This is a genomic window from Streptomyces sp. BF23-19 (genome assembly GCF_041106355.1).
GTDB lineage: Bacteria > Actinomycetota > Actinomycetes > Streptomycetales > Streptomycetaceae > Streptomyces > Streptomyces virginiae_A.
This window is the reverse complement of record NZ_JBGBPT010000011.1, coordinates 15,019-29,574: the sequence shown is the minus strand read 5'-3', so window position 1 is coordinate 29,574 and position 14,556 is coordinate 15,019. Positions and strand designations below refer to the sequence as shown.

The window sequence follows — 14,556 nt, the reverse complement described above, 5'->3', positions numbered from 1 at the left end:
CTCGCCCCCGGTTTCGGGAAGGGGCGGGGTGGGGGAGAAGCCCCGCAGGGCCACGCCCGTCACGGCGCGCCCGGCGGAAGGAACGGGAGGCCCGCCGGGGCTCCGCCCTCGATCAGCCGCAGCAGCGCATCCGTATCCGCGTGTTCTTCGATCAGGTCGCCGAGCAGGTCCAGCTGCTCCTCCCGCAGCGCGGAGAACGACGTGTCCGGCGCCGGGACGAAGCGCCGCCCCGCGGCCGCCGCCACCTCCCGCAGGAACGCCCGGCGGAAGCCGTCCGACTCCAGCGATCCGTGCCAGTGGGTGCCCCACACCGACCCGACGCGGCAGCCGTCCAGGAAGGCCTCGCCGCCGAGCACCTCGGCCACGCCGTGGTGGATCTCGTAGCCCGCGACGTCCTCGCCCAACGCCGAACCCACCGGCCGGGCCAGGGTCTTCTCCCGCTCGAAGCGCACCCGTACGGGGAGCAGCCCGAGGCCGTCGACCTCGCCCGCCCGCGATTCGACCTCGTCCGAGATCCGCTCGCCCAGCACCTGGAACCCGCCGCAGATGCCCAGCACCGGCCGCCCCTCGGCGGCCCTGCGCAGCAGCGCGTCCGCGAGCCCGCGTTCCCGCAGCCACTGAAGGGCCTTCACCGTGCCCCGGGTGCCCGGTACGACGACCAGGTCCGCGTCGGCCAGTTCCTCGGCCCGGTCCACGAACCGCACCACGACCCCCGGCTCCGCCGCGAGCGCGTCCACGTCCGTGAAGTTCGACATCAGCGGCACCGCGCACACGGCGACCCGCAGTACGTCCTCGCCCACCGGCGGCGCGACGACGGACTCGCGTACCGCCCCGCGCAGGGAGACCCGCAGGCCGTCCTCCTCGTCGATGCCCAGGCCGTGCTGGAACGGCAGCACCCCGTAGGTGGCCCGGCCGGTCAGGCCGCGCAGCATCTCCATGCCCGGCTCCAGCAGCGACACGTCGCCGCGGAACTTGTTGACCAGGTATCCCGCGATCAGGGACTGGTCCTCGGGGGAGAGCAGCGCCGTCGTCCCGAAGAAGGACGCGAAGACCCCGCCGCGGTCGATGTCCCCGACCACGACCACCGGGAACCGCGCGGCGCGCGCGATGCCCATGTTCACGATGTCGGTCCGGCGCAGGTTGATCTCGGCCGGACTCCCCGCCCCCTCGCAGATCACGGCGTCATACGTGCCCCGCAGCTGCTCCAGGCAGTCCGTGACGATGCCGAGCAACTGTTCCTGGCGCCCACCGTGGTAGCCGCGGGCGCTCATCTCGCCCACCGGCTTGCCCAGCAGCACCACCTGGCTGCTGCGGTCACTGCCCGGCTTGAGCAGCACCGGGTTCATCAGCGCGGTCGGCTCCACACGGGCCGCCTGGGCCTGCATCGCCTGGGCGCGCCCGATCTCGGCGCCCTCCAGGGTCACGAAGGAGTTCAGCGACATGTTCTGCGCCTTGAAGGGCGCCACCTTCACGCCCTGCCGGGCCAGCCAACGGCAGATGCCCGCCGTGACCACGCTCTTGCCCGCGTCCGACGTGGTGCCCGCGACCAGCAGACCCCCGCCGCGCCTCGCGCCGCTCATCCGCGCCGCCCCCTCCGTGTCGTACGTGCCGTGCGTGTCGTACGGGAGACCAGCAGCCGGGCGGCCACGCAGGCGCCCAGGGCCAGCCAGGTCACCTGGCGCGACAGCCGTACCGCCCGCTCGATGTCCGCGACCTCCACCGGCCGACCCGCCCCGCCGTTCAGCACGGCCCGGTGCTCGACCCGGCCGCCGTACGCGAGGGTTCCGCCCAGTCTGACGCCCAGCGCCCCGGCGAAGGAGGCCTCCACGGGTCCGGCGTTCGGGCTCGGGTGCGCGGCGGCGTCCGCGCGCCAGGCCCGTACGGCGCCCCGCCGGTCGGGGCCGGCCAGTACGGCGGCGACCGCCGTCAGCCGGGCGCCCGGCCAGCCGGCCAGGTCGTCGAGCCGGGCGGAGGCCCAGCCGTAGCGCAGGTAGCGGGGGGACTTGTGGCCGACCATCGCGTCCAGGGTGTTCACGGCGCGGAAGGCCAGCAGTCCGGGGACTCCGGCGACGGCGCCCCACACGAGGGCCCCGACCACCGCGTCGGAGGTGTTCTCGGCGACGGACTCCACGACGGCGCGGGCCATCTGCTGTCCGTCCAGGGCCTGGGGGTCGCGTCCGCACAGGTGGGGCAGCCGCTCCCGGGCCACCTCGATGTCCCCGGCGGCGAGCGCGCCTCCGATGGCGCGGGCCTCCCGGCCCAGCGAGGTGCCGCCCACGACGGCCCAGGTGGCGGCGGCGGTCAGGGCGATACGGGCGGCCGCGGGCCGGGAGCGCACGGCGCGGGCGCCCAGCGCTCCGACGGCGGCCGCGCCCCCGGCGCACACCAGGGTGTGCAGGAGGCCCCGGGCGCGGTCGTCGCCCCACAGGGAGCGTTCGACGGCGGCGGCGGCCCGTCCGAAGGCGGCCACGGGGTGCCCTCGGCGCGGATCCCCGAGGATCCGGTCGCCGATCAGGCCCGCCGTGGCGCCGTACGCGAAGACGCGATCGGCACGCATGGTGGCAGGTATGTCCTCACTCAGGGTCCGCGCCCTGGTTCGACGTGTCCGGCGGCGAGAGTTCCTGGCTCCCGGGACGCACGCGCGGCGTGCGATTCCGGTGACAGTGGCGGGACCGCGCCGGATTCGCACCGGACTTCCTCTCCATGCCGCCGTATTGGCTCCGGCAGTCCACCACGCACCTCGAACGCCCGTCAACTCGCCGTTGACCTGCGGTGCGGCGGGGACGGAGGGCGCGGGAGGGAACGCGAAAGCTCCCCCCGGGACAAACCCGGAGGGAGCCTTCACACCCGACCCGCCCTGCGGCGGCGGATCAGGAGACGATCAGGTAGATCCCGTACGTCACGGCCGCCGCGACGAGCGCGAAGCAGAGGTACGCGCCGGTGCGGGCGAGGGTGGCGGTGCCGCCCTGCTCGGTGGCGGTCTCGTGCTTGGACAGGCCCACCAGGCCCAGGGTGAACAGGGCCACGAGGGCGACGGTGGCGGAGAGGCTGACCCCGAAGACGGAGCCGAGTGCTTCCCAGTCGATCTTCATACTGCCGTTTCCTCTGTATGTCTCGGTCAGACCGCGGCGGCCGGAGCCGGTGCGGTCGTCGGGGCGGTCGTCTCGGCCGGGATGGTGGCCTTGAGGTCCTCGTCCGTGACCGCGGCGGTCGTACCGGCGGCCGCTGCCACGGACGGACCGGCCGCCGCGACGGTCGGCGGGACGGTGACGGCGGCGATCGCCGTGGTGACGACGCCCGGCTCCTCCGCGGCGGCCGACTCCACGTCGTTGACGTTGTGGTGGTCGACGACCTGGCGGCGGGAGATGACCCAGATGGCGAAGCAGGAGGCGACCAGGAAGACGGCGACGGCGGCGACGCCGATGTCACCGGAACGCATGACCAGCTCGGCACCGGCCGAGACCAGCGCGGCGGCCGGCAGGGTCAGGCCCCAGGCGATGAACATGCGGGTCGCGGTGGACCAGCGGACCACACCGCCCTTGCGGCCCAGGCCCGAACCCATGACGGCGCCGGAGCACGCGTGGGTGGTGGAGAGCGAGAAGCCGAGGTTCGAGGAGGCGAGGATGACGGACGCGGCCGAGGTCTGGGCGGCGAAGCCCTGCTGCGGCTGCAGGTCGGTCAGGCCGGTGCCCATGGTGCGGATGATGCGCCAGCCGCCCAGGTAGGTACCCATCGCGATGGCCATACCGGCGGAGACGATGACCCAGACCGGCGGGTTCGCGTCGGGCGCGATCGCGCCGCCGGCGATGAGGGCCAGGGTGATGATGCCCATCGTCTTCTGCGCGTCGTTGGTGCCGTGCGCGAGGGAGACGAGACCGGCCGAGGCGATCTGACCGGCGCGGTAGCCCTTGGCGGAGGTCTTCTCGCCGACCTTGTCACCCAGCTTGTAGGTGACCTTGGCGGCCAGGTACGCGGCGATGCCGGCCACCAGCGGGGCGGCGATCGCGGGGATGAGGACCTTGGTGACGACGACGCTGCCGTTGACCGCGCCGATGCCGGCGGAGGCGACCGCGGCGCCGATCAGGCCGCCCATCAGGGCGTGCGAGGAGCTGGAGGGGAGACCGACCAGCCAGGTGACGAGGTTCCAGAGGATCGCTCCGACCAGGGCGGCGAAGATCACCTCTGGCTGGATGCCTTCCTCGTTGACGAGCCCCTTGGAGATCGTCTTGGCGACCTCCACGGACATGAACGCGCCGACGAGGTTGAGCACGGCGGACATGGCCACCGCCGTCTTGGGCTTGAGGGCGCCGGTCGAGATGGTGGTAGCCATCGCGTTGGCTGTGTCGTGGAAACCGTTCGTGAAGTCGAACACGAGAGCGGTGATGATCACGATCCCGAGGAGAAGCGTTATGTGCTCCATTTACCCAGGCTTCTGTTTGACGTCAGTGGCTCGGCGACCGTAGGCAACCTGAGTGAACGGAAGATGAACTGGCGCGGGCGGAGCGGTGTACTGGCGCGGGGTGTGATCGGGCCATTCGTCCTGATACTTACGTAGATAACGCTATTAATGCACGTCAAAGCCGGGTGAATGAGTCCCTCCGGAGGGTGTCCGGCGCGCGCCCCGCTCCACCTCCGGAGCGCCGAAAGAGACTCAGATCACATGCCGTCGGCCCGGCTCGCGCCGGCGGCGGACGGATCCGCTCCGGTGGCCCGCCGGAGGCCCCGACCCGACACTGGAGCAGTGCGTACCGCGACAGCGACGGCAGCGGCCGTCACCACGACTCTGCTGGGTGCCGGCGCGGCCGCCGTCGCCATCGGCAGGCACGCCGCCGACGCGGCCCTGCGGCCCGAACCCGGACGCCCACTGCCCGGCGGACCACGGCTCGGTGTCCACTCCGTGGCCGACGGCCGGATCACGCTGACCCGCTCGCTCGCCTCCCTGCGCCCCGGCACCTACGGCCTGGTCGCACCCGGCGTGCACGCCGTCGTCGGCCCCGTGGTCCCGGACGCCGACCCCGGCCCGGACGCGGTCGTACGGCGACTCGTCTCCGTCACCCACGGCACCCTCGAACCCGGTACCCGGGTCTCCCTCACCCCCCAGGTGTACGTCGGCAACCCGCGCACCGCCCTCGGGCTCGACCACGCCGACGTGGACATCCCCGGGGAGCTCGGCGCCCTGCCCGCCTGGTTCCTGCCCGCCGCCCGGGACACCTGGGTGATCACCGTGCACGGGCTCGGCAGCAGCCGTGAGCACCCGATGGTGGTCATGCCCTTCCTGCACCGCCATCAGCTGCCCGTCCTGGACCTCGGCTACCGGGGCGACCTGGGCGCCCCCGCCTCCCCGGACGGCCTCGGCCACCTCGGCGAATCGGAATGGCGTGACCTGGACGCCGCCATCCGCTACGCCCTGCGCTACGGAGCCCGCCGCGTGATCCTCCACGGCTGGTCCACCGGCGCCACCATGGCCCTGCGCGCCTTCGAGCGCTCGCCGCTGGCCCACCGGATCTCCGGGCTGGTCCTCGACTCCCCGGTGCTCGACTGGCACGCCACCCTGCGGGGGCTCGCCAAGGCGCGCGGCGTCCCCGGTGTCGTGCTGCCGCTGGCGGTCCGGGCCGCCGAGGGCCTCACGGGCCTGCGCGCCGACCGCCGGCCGGCGGGCGCCGACCCCGGCGTGCTGCGCGTCCCCGTACTGATCGTCCACGGCCCGGACGACGCGCTCGCCCCCTGGGGACCCTCCCGCGGGCTCGCCGCCGCCCGCCCCGACCTCGTCACGCTGCACACCGTGGCCGGAGCCGGGCACGGCGCGATGTGGAACGCCGACCCGGCCGGCTACGAGGAGGCCCTGCGCCGCTTCCTCACCCCGCTCATGTGAAGGCCGTGTCGAGGTCCGCGCCGAAGGCCTCGTGAACGACCGTGTGAAGAGCCGTCATGTGAAGGCCCTGTGACGGACAGGGCCGCACGGGCGGCTTGTCCCGGTCTGCGCTGCGGGTCAGCGGCGATAACGATCGGTTCCGTTTGGGCTTTCGGCCAGTGACGGGCGAGACTGCTTCCGTGACGTCCCGAAAGCCTGATGAGCAGTTGGCTCGCGACTCCAGACTCCGACTCGTCTCGCCGCGCTCCGTCGCCGCGGCCCGCAAGGCGGTGACCGACCGACGCACCCGGCCCGCGCCCCGGCCCCCGGCGGGTACGCCCGCCACGGCCGACCTCGCGAACCGGGCCCGGGCCTCGCTCGCCGACGCCGTACGCCTGACCCGCTGGGCCGAGCGCAACCTCGGCGCCGGCGACGGCGGCCGGCCCGCCCCCACGGGCGCCCTGCCCGCGGCCGACGTCGAACGCGCCGCCACGGAACTGGGCCTGACGCACGGCCAGATCCAGGTCGGCTGGGACCGCGCCCGCCTCGCCGGACTGGTCGAGGTGCACGGCGGCCACGCCCGGCCCGGCTGGCGGCTGCGCGCCTGGGACCGCGACGACACCGCCGTACTGCGCGGCTGGGTCGCCCTCTTCGACGCCTGGTCGCTGGTCCATCCCGCACCCGCCGACATCGCCCCCTCGGCCGTCGCCGAGGTCGTCGAGGCGATGCCCCAACTCCTCTCCCTGCTCCAGCTGTCCGCCGGCCCGGTGACCGTCCCGGACCTGCTCGACCTGCTCGGGCAGCGCGTCACCGAACTGCGCGACGAGCGGTGCGAGATCCCCTACGAGTCCGAGCCCACCGTGGCGCTGACGTCCGCCGCCGGCTCCGCGGAGGCCCGCCCCGTCCCGCTCGCCCGGCTGCTGCGCTGGGCACTCGGCGGACTCGCCGCCGTGGACGCCGTCACCCTCGGCCCCGCCCGGGCCACGCTCACCCCGCTCGGCAGCTGGGCCGTCTGGGTCAAGCTGGAGCAGATCTGCGTCGCGGCGCAGAGCCCCGCCGGGAACATCGAGCAGTCCGCCGCCGCCATGCTGCACGGCTGCGCGCGGCTCACCCCCGGCCCGGCCCGCGCCGAGTACCAGGCCTGGCTGGCCGCCCGGCCCGTCGGCCACGCGGTGACCGAGCTGCTGCAGGCGGCCCGCGGCGAGGACGCCCTGCTGCGCGGCCTCGCCTTCGAGGCGCTGCGCGTGGTCGGAGCCCCCGCCGAGCCCGAGGTGCGCGCCGCCGTGCGCGAGCCCGCCCTGCGCCCCTACGCCTTGCTCTGGCTCGCCGTGCACGACGGGGTCGACCCCGACGACGCCCAGGACGTCCTGACCGCCGAGGAGTCGACCTGGCTCTGGGTGGACACCGCCGCCGCGATCGCCGACCACGGCGAGGCCGAGCTGCTGGCCCGCCACCTCGACTCCGCCGTCCGGACCACCGTCCCCCGGCTGCTGGACGAGGTCCGCGCGGTCGGCCATCCGCGCACGGTGCAGGTACTGGTCGCGCTCGCCGCGGCCCACCCCGACCCGACGCTGGCCAAGGCGGTCCGCCGGGCCGCCTTCCAGGTCCACACCGGCGGCGAGTGACCCCCGTAGGTCGTGTCCACGCGGGCAGGGACGGGCGCGCCACCGGGGTCAGACCTGCGGCGCGTACGTCCCGAAGCTCCAGACGTTGCCCTCGGCGTCACGGGCCATGTAGTCGCGGGAGCCGTAGTCCTGGTCGGTGGGTTCCATCACGATCTCCGCGCCGTGCTCGACCGCCCGCCGGTGATGGGCGTCCACGTCGTCGACCACGACATAGACCCCCGAGGGGCCGGCGCCCTCCATGGCCTTGTCGAACGCCCCACCCCTGCCCGAGCTGCCCAGCATCACCATGCCGTTGCCGTACGCCAGCTCGGCGTGCATCACCGAGCCGTCCTCCCCTTCGTAGACGGCGACCTGGCTGAAGCCGAAGGCCTCGGTCAGCAGCTTGATGGCCGCCTTCGCGTCGCGGTAGACCAGGGTGGGACAGATGGACGGAACGCCTGCCATGACGATCACTCCCTCTCGTGACGGTGACCCGCGTCACACCAGCATGGCAGGCGTCACCGACAGTCAGCGGAAGGTGTTGCACTGGGCCATGTCACCGGTCCGGTAGCCCTGGTAGAACCACTGCTGACGCTGCTCGGCCGAGCCGTGCGTCCAGGACTCCGGGGACACCCGGCCCTGGAACTTCTCCTGGATCCGGTCGTCGCCGACCGCGGCCGCCGCGTCCAGCCCGTCCCTGATGTCCGCCTCGGTCAGGGACTTGATGAGCGGCCGCCCGGTGGAGGCGTCCGCGACGTTCGTCGCGTTGTGCGCCCACACCCCGGCATAGCAGTCGGCCTGCAGCTCGACCTTGACCGCGTTGCTGTTCGGGCCCTGCCTGCCGTCCTGGGCCCGCTGGAGGGTTCCGGTGAGGTTCTGGATGTGGTGCCCGTACTCATGGGCGACGACGTAGGCCTGGGCGAAGGGACCGCCGGTCGCGCCGAACTTCGTCCGCAGGTCGTCGAAGAAGCCCAGGTCCAGATAGACCTGCCGGTCCGCCGGGCAGTAGAAGGGGCCCACCGCCGCGCTCGCGGTCCCGCACGCGGTGTTCACCCGGTTCTCGAAGAACACGGTCGACGCCGGGCTGTACTGGCCGCCGCGCTTGGCGAACTCCTGCTTCCAGAAGGCCTGGGTGCTCCGGACCACCGCCACCAGCCGGCAGTCCTCGCGCGTGTTCGCGTCCCGCCCCGACTTGCAGGCCTGCTGCACCTGGTTGAGCGACGAGGAGACGGGCGTCGGTTCCGGCTCCCCGGTGGACAGCCCCAGCTGCTCCGGCCCCACCCCGAACAGCAGCCCGATGACCAGCGCGATCAGACCGACGATGCCGCCGCCGACGGTGGCCTTCCCGCCCGGGATGCGGCCGCCGCCACCCCGCATGTCCTTGACCTCGGAGCTGTCGAGACTGGCGTCGTCGTCGAACTGCATCCCCGCCGCCCTCCATCCGTGAAACAGGCGCCGTCGCGTCTCCGCCCATGCGCCGAGTATCAACCTGATCGTCCCTGTATGCGCCTCGGCCGCTCCGTGGGGCCGCTGGGCCGAACGGGGGATGCGGGGGAGTGGATCCCGCAGGCCGGACGGCCCCGCCCGCGCCCGGAAAGTAGTTGCGCACCCCCGGTAGAATGTCTCTCATGGCAAATCTCCTCGCGGATTAGCGGCGTCGAAGCTTCGCGTCCTGCCCCCCTTCCGCCGTCCCGACCCGCCCTGGAGTATTTCCGTGATCACCGCCACCGGCATCGAGCTGCGCGCCGGCGCCCGCGTCCTTATCGAGTCCGCTTCCTTCCGTGTCGCCAAGGGCGACCGCATCGGCCTGGTCGGCCGCAACGGAGCGGGCAAGACCACCCTCACCAAGTGCCTCGCCGGCGAGGGTCAGCCCGCCGCCGGCTCCATCGCCCGCTCGGGCGAGGTCGGCTACCTCCCGCAGGACCCGCGTACCGGCGACCTCGACGTGCTGGCCCGCGACCGCATCCTGTCCGCGCGCGGCCTCGACGTGCTGATCAAGAAGATGCGCGCCAACGAGGAGCGCATCGCCACCGGCACCGGCGGCACCCGCGACAAGGCGATGAAGCAGTACGAGCGCCAGGAGACGGAGTTCCTGACCAAGGGCGGGTACGCCGCCGAGGCGGAGGCCGCGACCATCTCGGCCGCCCTCGGCCTGCCCGACCGGGTGCTCGGCCAGCCGCTGCACACCCTCTCCGGTGGTCAGCGCCGCCGCGTCGAGCTGGCCCGGATCCTCTTCTCGGACGCCGACACCCTGCTCCTCGACGAGCCCACCAACCACCTCGACGCCGACTCCATCGTCTGGCTGCGCGACTACCTGAAGACCTACCGCGGTGGCTTCATCGTCATCTCCCACGACGTCGACCTGGTCGAGACCGTCGTCAACAAGGTCTTCTACCTGGACGCCAACCGCTCCCAGATCGACGTCTACAACATGGGCTGGAAGCTCTACCAGCAGCAGCGCGAGGCCGACGAGAAGCGCCGCAAGCGCGAGCGCCAGAACGCCGAGAAGAAGGCCGCGGCACTGAACTCGCAGGCCGACAAGATGCGCGCCAAGGCCACCAAGACCGTGGCCGCGCAGAACATGGCCAAGCGCGCCGACCGGCTCCTCGCCGGCCTGGAGGCCGTCCGCGTCTCCGACAAGGTCGCCAAGCTCCGCTTCCCGGACCCGGCGCCCTGCGGCAAGACCCCGCTGACCGCCGAGGGCCTCTCCAAGTCGTACGGCTCGCTGGAGATCTTCACCGACGTCGACCTGGCCATCGACAAGGGCTCACGCGTCGTCATCCTCGGCCTCAACGGCGCCGGCAAGACCACCCTGCTGCGTCTGCTCTCGGGCACCGAGAAGCCGGACACCGGCACGGTCGTCCCCGGCCACGGCCTCAAGCTCGGCTACTACGCCCAGGAGCACGAGACCCTGGACCCGGAGCGCACGGTCCTGGAGAACATGCGCTCCTCCGCGCCCGACCTGGACCTGGTCGCCGTACGCAAGACCCTCGGCTCCTTCCTCTTCTCCGGGGACGACGTGGACAAGCCCGCCGGGGTGCTCTCCGGTGGCGAGAAGACCCGGCTGGCCCTGGCCACGCTGGTCGTCTCCTCGGCGAACGTGCTGCTGCTCGACGAGCCCACGAACAACCTCGACCCGGCCAGCCGCGAGGAGATCCTGGGCGCGCTGCGCACGTACAAGGGCGCGGTCATCCTCGTCACCCACGACGAGGGCGCGGTCGAGGCGCTGGAGCCGGAGCGGATCATCCTGCTCCCGGACGGCGTCGAGGACCTCTGGGGGCCGGACTACCGGGACCTCGTCGCCCTCGCCTGATCGGGTTCCGGTTCCCGTTCCGCTTCTGATCCAGTTCCTTATGGATCATTCGGCTCACGGGTGATCCATCATCTGAGTGAGACGGTCTCGTACCGTTGCGCGTCGTACGACGGCCCCGGCCGCACCTTCGAAGGTGCGCGACCGGGGCCGTTCACTTTCCGCTTCCGCGCCCCTGACCTGGTGATTCCTCGCGAGGGCAGCGGAGTGTGACGGAAGTCATGCAGCGGAAGAGAAGATTCCGTTCTGCTCGGGTGTCCACGGGTCGAGAAATGCCGTCGTACCGACCTTGCTGAATGGGTGGCCAGGAAGCGTGGGAGGGGTGATCATGAGAAGTCCAGAGCGCACTTCCCATGAGGAGGCACGGGTGGCCGAGACTCTGAAGAAGGGCAGCCGGGTAACCGGCGCCGCGCGCGACAAGCTCGCGGCAGACCTGAAGAAGAAGTACGACTCCGGTGCGAGTATCCGGGCGCTGGCCGAAGAGACCGGCCGGTCCTACGGATTCGTCCATCGGATGCTCAGTGAGTCCGGGGTGTCGCTGCGTGGTCGCGGAGGCGCGACGCGAGGCAAGAAGGCTGCTACGGCCTGATCCCGGTCCCATCGGTTCCAACGCTCCAACAGCTTCAAGGTTTCATCATGATCCGTTGGTGCCTTCGGTGACCCCCGGTCGGCCTCCCGGTCGGCTGGGTGGTTACTGTGCAGTCACTTAGGCCGAGCTTGCGGCCGACTGCACACCGGAGGCATGAGAGATGGCTCTGCTCGACAAGGACGGCGTACGACTCACCGTCGACGACACGGTCGCCACGGTGACACTGACCAATCCGGCCAAGCGAAATGCCCAATCCCCCGCGCTCTGGCGGGCTTTGGCCGAGGCCGGGAGGTTGTTGCCGGGCACCGTCCGGATCGTCGTGCTGCGCGGTGAGGGCAAGTCCTTCTCCGCAGGGCTCGACCGGCAGGCGTTCACCCCCGAAGGTTTCGAGGGCGAGCCGTCCTTCCTCGATCTGGCACGCGGTTCGGACGAACTGCTCGACTCCACGATCGCCGAGTACCAGGAGGCATTCACCTGGTGGAGGCGTAACGACATCATCTCCGTCGCCGCCGTGCAGGGGCACGCGATCGGCGCCGGCTTCCAGCTCGCGCTCGCGTGCGACCTGCGCGTGGTCGCCGACGACGTGCAGTTCGCCATGCGCGAGACCAGCCTGGGCCTGGTTCCCGACCTGGCCGGTACCCAGCCCCTGACCTCCCTGGTCGGCTACGCCCGCGCGCTGGAGATCTGCGCGACGGGCCGCTTCGTGCACGCCGAGGAGGCGGAGCGGGTCGGCCTGGCCAACCTCGTCGTCCCCGCGGACGAGCTCGACGCCGCCGTCCAGGACCTCACCACGGCCCTGCTGGCACCGCCGCGCGACGCCGTGATCGAGACGAAGACGCTGCTGCGCTCCGCCCAGGCCCGCCCCTACGACGACCAGCGCGCCGCCGAGCGAGCGGCCCAGGCCCGCCGCCTGCGGGACCTGGCCGGTCTCTCCGACTGAGGGCCGCCGCGACACCGGAGCCCCGGGCGAAGTCGGCCAGCCGACCGGCGTAGTCCCGGGGCGCCCGCGCGTCCCGGCGCCTAACGTGGTGCGGAGTGAGTCCGTCACCCACGCGAAGGGACACGCGATGACCGAAACCGCATCAGGGGGCTCCGGCAAGGAGCCCGGCGACCGGGGACGTACGAGCATCGCCGACGGAGTGGTCGAGAAGATCGCCGGGCTGGCCGCCCGCGAGGTCGTCGGCGTGCACGCCATGGGCAGCGGCAGCGGCCTCTCCCGCACCTTCGGCGCCGTCCGCGACCGTGTGCCCGGCGGCCAGAAGGCCGGGGTCAGCCGCGGGGTCAAGGCAGAGGTCGGCGAGACCCAGACGGCCCTCGACCTGGAGATCGTCGTGGACTACGGCGTCTCGATCCGCGACGTGGCGCGGGCGGTCCGGGAGAACGTCATCTCGGCGGTCGAACGGATGACGGGCCTGGAGGTCGTCGAGGTCAACATCGCGGTGAGTGACGTCAAGCTGCCCGATGAGCCCGACGAGGAGACGGAATCCCGTCTCCAGTAGCCGAGAGGACCCCGCATGAGCATGGCGATCGCCGGAATGTTCGCCGGCATGGCCCTCGCGTTCGCCGGCTACTTCGGCGGCTTCGGAGCCTTCCTGCTGGTGGCCGCCCTCGGCGCCATCGGCTTCATCGCCGGACGGTTCCTCGACGGGGACCTGGAACCGGGCGACCTGTTCCGCCGCCGTGACGACCGGCGCGGGTGAGGCGCCGATGAGCAGCCCACCGCGCTCCGCCCCACCCCGGGTGGACGCCGCCGAGCGCGGCGCCACCCGCATCGCCGACCGGGTCGTCGCGAAGATCGCCGCCCAGGCCGCCCGGGAGGCGCTCGCCACCACCCCGGGCAAGCCCCCGCACGCCGCCGTCACCGTGCACCACGACATCGCCCGGGTCCGGGTCAGCCTGGAGCTGGACTACCCCTCCGACCTGGCCGCCCAGTGCGCGGCGGTACGCCGGCAGGTCGCACTGCGGATCGAGGAGTGCGCGTCGATGTCCGTACCCGAGGTGGACATCGACATCGAGCACCTGCACTCCACCCAGGCCCGGACGGCCACCGGGCGCGACCGGCGGCTGCGGTGACGGCCCGCGACTCCGACTCGGGCTCCGGCCGGGTGCACCGCTTCCGCTCCGCCCGGCGGGTGCCCGCCGCGCTCACCGCCCTCGTCGTGCTCGGGGTGGCGGCCCTGTTCCTGTACGACCTGGCCGCCGTACGGGCCGGCCGCCCCGGGATGAACTGGCGCGGCGACCTGGCCGACGCACTGGCGACGCACACCCCCGCGGACCTGGGCGTGCAGCTGATCGCCGGGGCCCTGGTCCTGGCCGGGGCGGTCCTCCTGCTGCTGGCGCTCGCCCCCGGGCTGCGCCGGATCCTGCCGATGCTGCCCCCCGACCGGCGGGCGGGAGTCCGGGCCGGGCTCGGTCGCAAGGACGCCGCGCAGATCCTGCGGGACCGGGCCATGGAGGTGTCCGGAGTACGGTCGGTCCGGGTCAAGATGGGCCGGTCCCACGTCGGGGTGCGGGCCACCTCGCACTTCCGCGAGCTGGACGACGTACGGGCCGACCTCGACGCGGTGATCGCCGTCGGCATCGAGGAACTGGGTCTCGCCCACCCGCCGCAGCCGCGCGTACGGGTCAGGAGGTGAACGGATGCTCGCGACGGTGAACCGGATCCTGCTGGCCGTGGCCGGAGCGGTCCTGCTGGCGGCCGGGATCGTGGTGCTGACGGGCGCGTGGCCGCTGCACGGTCGCCACGCGCCACTGTTGAGCGAGGCGACCAGGGACCGGTACTGGCACGCGGACGGCTGGTGGTGGTGGGCGGTGCTCGCCGCTCTCGCGGTGGGCGTGCTGCTGGCGCTGTGGTGGCTGCTGTCCCAGCTCCGGCGGCCGCGACTGCCGGCGGTGGTGGTGGACACCGGGGACGGGGCGTACGCCATGCTGCGCGGGCGGGCGCTCGAGGAGGCGGTGGCCGCGGAGGCCGGAGCCCTGGACGGGGTCGCCGGCTGCCGGGTCGCCCTGCGCGGGCGGCGCGGATCGCCGGCGCTGCGTGTCGCGCTGGAACTGGAACCCCACGCGGTGCCCGCCGACGCCCTGGCCGCCGTGGCCGGCCCGGTCCTGACCCACGCCCGGACCTCGGCGGGCCTCCCGGAACTGCCCGCGGAGGCCCGCCTCAAGGTGACGTCCCACCGGGCCCAGCGGGTGACGTAGCCGG

General features: G+C 72.8%; 16 protein-coding genes and 1 riboswitch. Of the genes, 10 read left to right on the top strand and 6 right to left on the bottom strand.

Annotation, left to right across the window (positions count from 1 at the left end; genetic code table 11):
• Nucleotides 1-59: 59 nt before the first annotated feature.
• The 4 genes from AB8A24_RS08990 to AB8A24_RS08975 form a co-directional block, all read right to left on the bottom strand.
• Complete coding sequence (locus tag AB8A24_RS08990; RefSeq protein ID WP_369475299.1) at nt 60-1,580, bottom strand: cobyric acid synthase; 1,521 nt, start codon at nt 1,578-1,580, stop codon at nt 60-62.
• Nucleotides 1,577-2,557, bottom strand: coding sequence for a cobalamin biosynthesis protein (locus AB8A24_RS08985; RefSeq protein WP_369475298.1), 981 nt, complete (start codon nt 2,555-2,557; stop codon nt 1,577-1,579). Before AB8A24_RS08985 ends, AB8A24_RS08990 begins: the two co-directional genes overlap by 4 nt.
• Before the next feature lie 35 nt (nt 2,558-2,592).
• A riboswitch (cobalamin riboswitch) is annotated at nt 2,593-2,740 on the bottom strand.
• Nucleotides 2,741-2,870: 130 nt separating this feature from the next.
• The gene (locus AB8A24_RS08980) at nt 2,871-3,092 is read right to left on the bottom strand and encodes a hypothetical protein (protein WP_030720249.1); all 222 of its coding nucleotides are present in this window, start codon (nt 3,090-3,092) and stop codon (nt 2,871-2,873) included.
• 26 nt (nt 3,093-3,118) lie between these two features.
• Nucleotides 3,119-4,420, bottom strand: a complete 1,302-nt coding sequence (locus tag AB8A24_RS08975; RefSeq protein ID WP_328963836.1) for an inorganic phosphate transporter — start codon at nt 4,418-4,420, stop codon at nt 3,119-3,121.
• A 321-nt stretch (nt 4,421-4,741) separates the two neighbouring features.
• On the opposite strand from AB8A24_RS08975, the gene AB8A24_RS08970 reads away from it, so the two are divergent.
• Nucleotides 4,742-5,872, top strand: a complete 1,131-nt coding sequence (locus AB8A24_RS08970; protein ID WP_369475297.1) for an alpha/beta hydrolase — start codon at nt 4,742-4,744, stop codon at nt 5,870-5,872.
• Between the two features lie 269 nt (nt 5,873-6,141).
• On the top strand, nt 6,142-7,476 hold the full coding sequence (locus AB8A24_RS08965) for a hypothetical protein (protein ID WP_328966035.1): 1,335 nt from the start codon (nt 6,142-6,144) through the stop codon (nt 7,474-7,476).
• A gap of 48 nt (nt 7,477-7,524) precedes the next feature.
• On the opposite strand, the gene AB8A24_RS08960 is transcribed toward AB8A24_RS08965, so the two are convergent.
• Nucleotides 7,525-7,920, bottom strand: coding sequence for a VOC family protein (locus AB8A24_RS08960; protein ID WP_266390078.1), 396 nt, complete (start codon nt 7,918-7,920; stop codon nt 7,525-7,527).
• A gap of 63 nt (nt 7,921-7,983) precedes the next feature.
• Nucleotides 7,984-8,880 (bottom strand): neutral zinc metallopeptidase, encoded by an 897-nt coding sequence (locus tag AB8A24_RS08955; RefSeq protein WP_266485092.1) that lies wholly within the window; start codon nt 8,878-8,880, stop codon nt 7,984-7,986.
• A gap of 289 nt (nt 8,881-9,169) precedes the next feature.
• On the opposite strand from AB8A24_RS08955, the gene AB8A24_RS08950 reads away from it, so the two are divergent.
• The 8 genes from AB8A24_RS08950 to amaP all read left to right on the top strand — a co-directional run bounded on the left by AB8A24_RS08950 (nt 9,170) and on the right by amaP (nt 14,552).
• Nucleotides 9,170-10,768: an ABC-F family ATP-binding cassette domain-containing protein gene (locus AB8A24_RS08950; protein ID WP_030386562.1), complete on the top strand. Its 1,599-nt coding sequence runs from the start codon at nt 9,170-9,172 to the stop codon at nt 10,766-10,768.
• Between the two features lie 364 nt (nt 10,769-11,132).
• Complete coding sequence (locus AB8A24_RS08945; RefSeq protein WP_030010789.1) at nt 11,133-11,354, top strand: helix-turn-helix domain-containing protein; 222 nt, start codon at nt 11,133-11,135, stop codon at nt 11,352-11,354.
• Nucleotides 11,355-11,514: 160 nt separating this feature from the next.
• Nucleotides 11,515-12,294: an enoyl-CoA hydratase/isomerase family protein gene (locus tag AB8A24_RS08940; RefSeq protein WP_189735835.1), complete on the top strand. Its 780-nt coding sequence runs from the start codon at nt 11,515-11,517 to the stop codon at nt 12,292-12,294.
• Between the two features lie 127 nt (nt 12,295-12,421).
• Nucleotides 12,422-12,853, top strand: coding sequence for an Asp23/Gls24 family envelope stress response protein (locus AB8A24_RS08935; RefSeq protein WP_369475296.1), 432 nt, complete (start codon nt 12,422-12,424; stop codon nt 12,851-12,853).
• 15 nt (nt 12,854-12,868) lie between these two features.
• Nucleotides 12,869-13,054, top strand: coding sequence for a hypothetical protein (locus AB8A24_RS08930; protein WP_266390064.1), 186 nt, complete (start codon nt 12,869-12,871; stop codon nt 13,052-13,054).
• Between the two features lie 7 nt (nt 13,055-13,061).
• On the top strand, nt 13,062-13,427 hold the full coding sequence (locus AB8A24_RS08925) for a hypothetical protein (protein ID WP_266390062.1): 366 nt from the start codon (nt 13,062-13,064) through the stop codon (nt 13,425-13,427).
• Nucleotides 13,424-13,990, top strand: a complete 567-nt coding sequence (locus tag AB8A24_RS08920; protein ID WP_369475295.1) for a DUF6286 domain-containing protein — start codon at nt 13,424-13,426, stop codon at nt 13,988-13,990. Before AB8A24_RS08925 ends, AB8A24_RS08920 begins: the two co-directional genes overlap by 4 nt.
• A gap of 4 nt (nt 13,991-13,994) precedes the next feature.
• Nucleotides 13,995-14,552, top strand: a complete 558-nt coding sequence (gene amaP / locus AB8A24_RS08915; protein ID WP_328963841.1) for an alkaline shock response membrane anchor protein AmaP — start codon at nt 13,995-13,997, stop codon at nt 14,550-14,552.
• Nucleotides 14,553-14,556 lie beyond the last annotated feature (4 nt).

Excerpts from the sequence above, each read along its gene's own strand:
- AB8A24_RS08990 (WP_369475299.1), bottom strand. The coding sequence starts at position 1,580 with ATGAGCGGCGCGAGGCGCGGCGGGGGTCTGCTGGTCGCGGGCACCACG.
- AB8A24_RS08985 (WP_369475298.1), bottom strand. The coding sequence starts at position 2,557 with ATGCGTGCCGATCGCGTCTTCGCGTACGGCGCCACGGCGGGCCTGATC.
- AB8A24_RS08980 (WP_030720249.1), bottom strand. The coding sequence starts at position 3,092 with ATGAAGATCGACTGGGAAGCACTCGGCTCCGTCTTCGGGGTCAGCCTC.
- AB8A24_RS08975 (WP_328963836.1), bottom strand. The coding sequence starts at position 4,420 with ATGGAGCACATAACGCTTCTCCTCGGGATCGTGATCATCACCGCTCTC.
- AB8A24_RS08960 (WP_266390078.1), bottom strand. The coding sequence starts at position 7,920 with ATGGCAGGCGTTCCGTCCATCTGTCCCACCCTGGTCTACCGCGACGCG.
- AB8A24_RS08955 (WP_266485092.1), bottom strand. The coding sequence starts at position 8,880 with ATGCAGTTCGACGACGACGCCAGTCTCGACAGCTCCGAGGTCAAGGAC.
- AB8A24_RS08940 (WP_189735835.1), top strand. The coding sequence starts at position 11,515 with ATGGCTCTGCTCGACAAGGACGGCGTACGACTCACCGTCGACGACACG.
- AB8A24_RS08935 (WP_369475296.1), top strand. The coding sequence starts at position 12,422 with ATGACCGAAACCGCATCAGGGGGCTCCGGCAAGGAGCCCGGCGACCGG.
- AB8A24_RS08930 (WP_266390064.1), top strand. The coding sequence starts at position 12,869 with ATGAGCATGGCGATCGCCGGAATGTTCGCCGGCATGGCCCTCGCGTTC.
- AB8A24_RS08925 (WP_266390062.1), top strand. The coding sequence starts at position 13,062 with ATGAGCAGCCCACCGCGCTCCGCCCCACCCCGGGTGGACGCCGCCGAG.
- amaP (WP_328963841.1), top strand. The coding sequence starts at position 13,995 with ATGCTCGCGACGGTGAACCGGATCCTGCTGGCCGTGGCCGGAGCGGTC.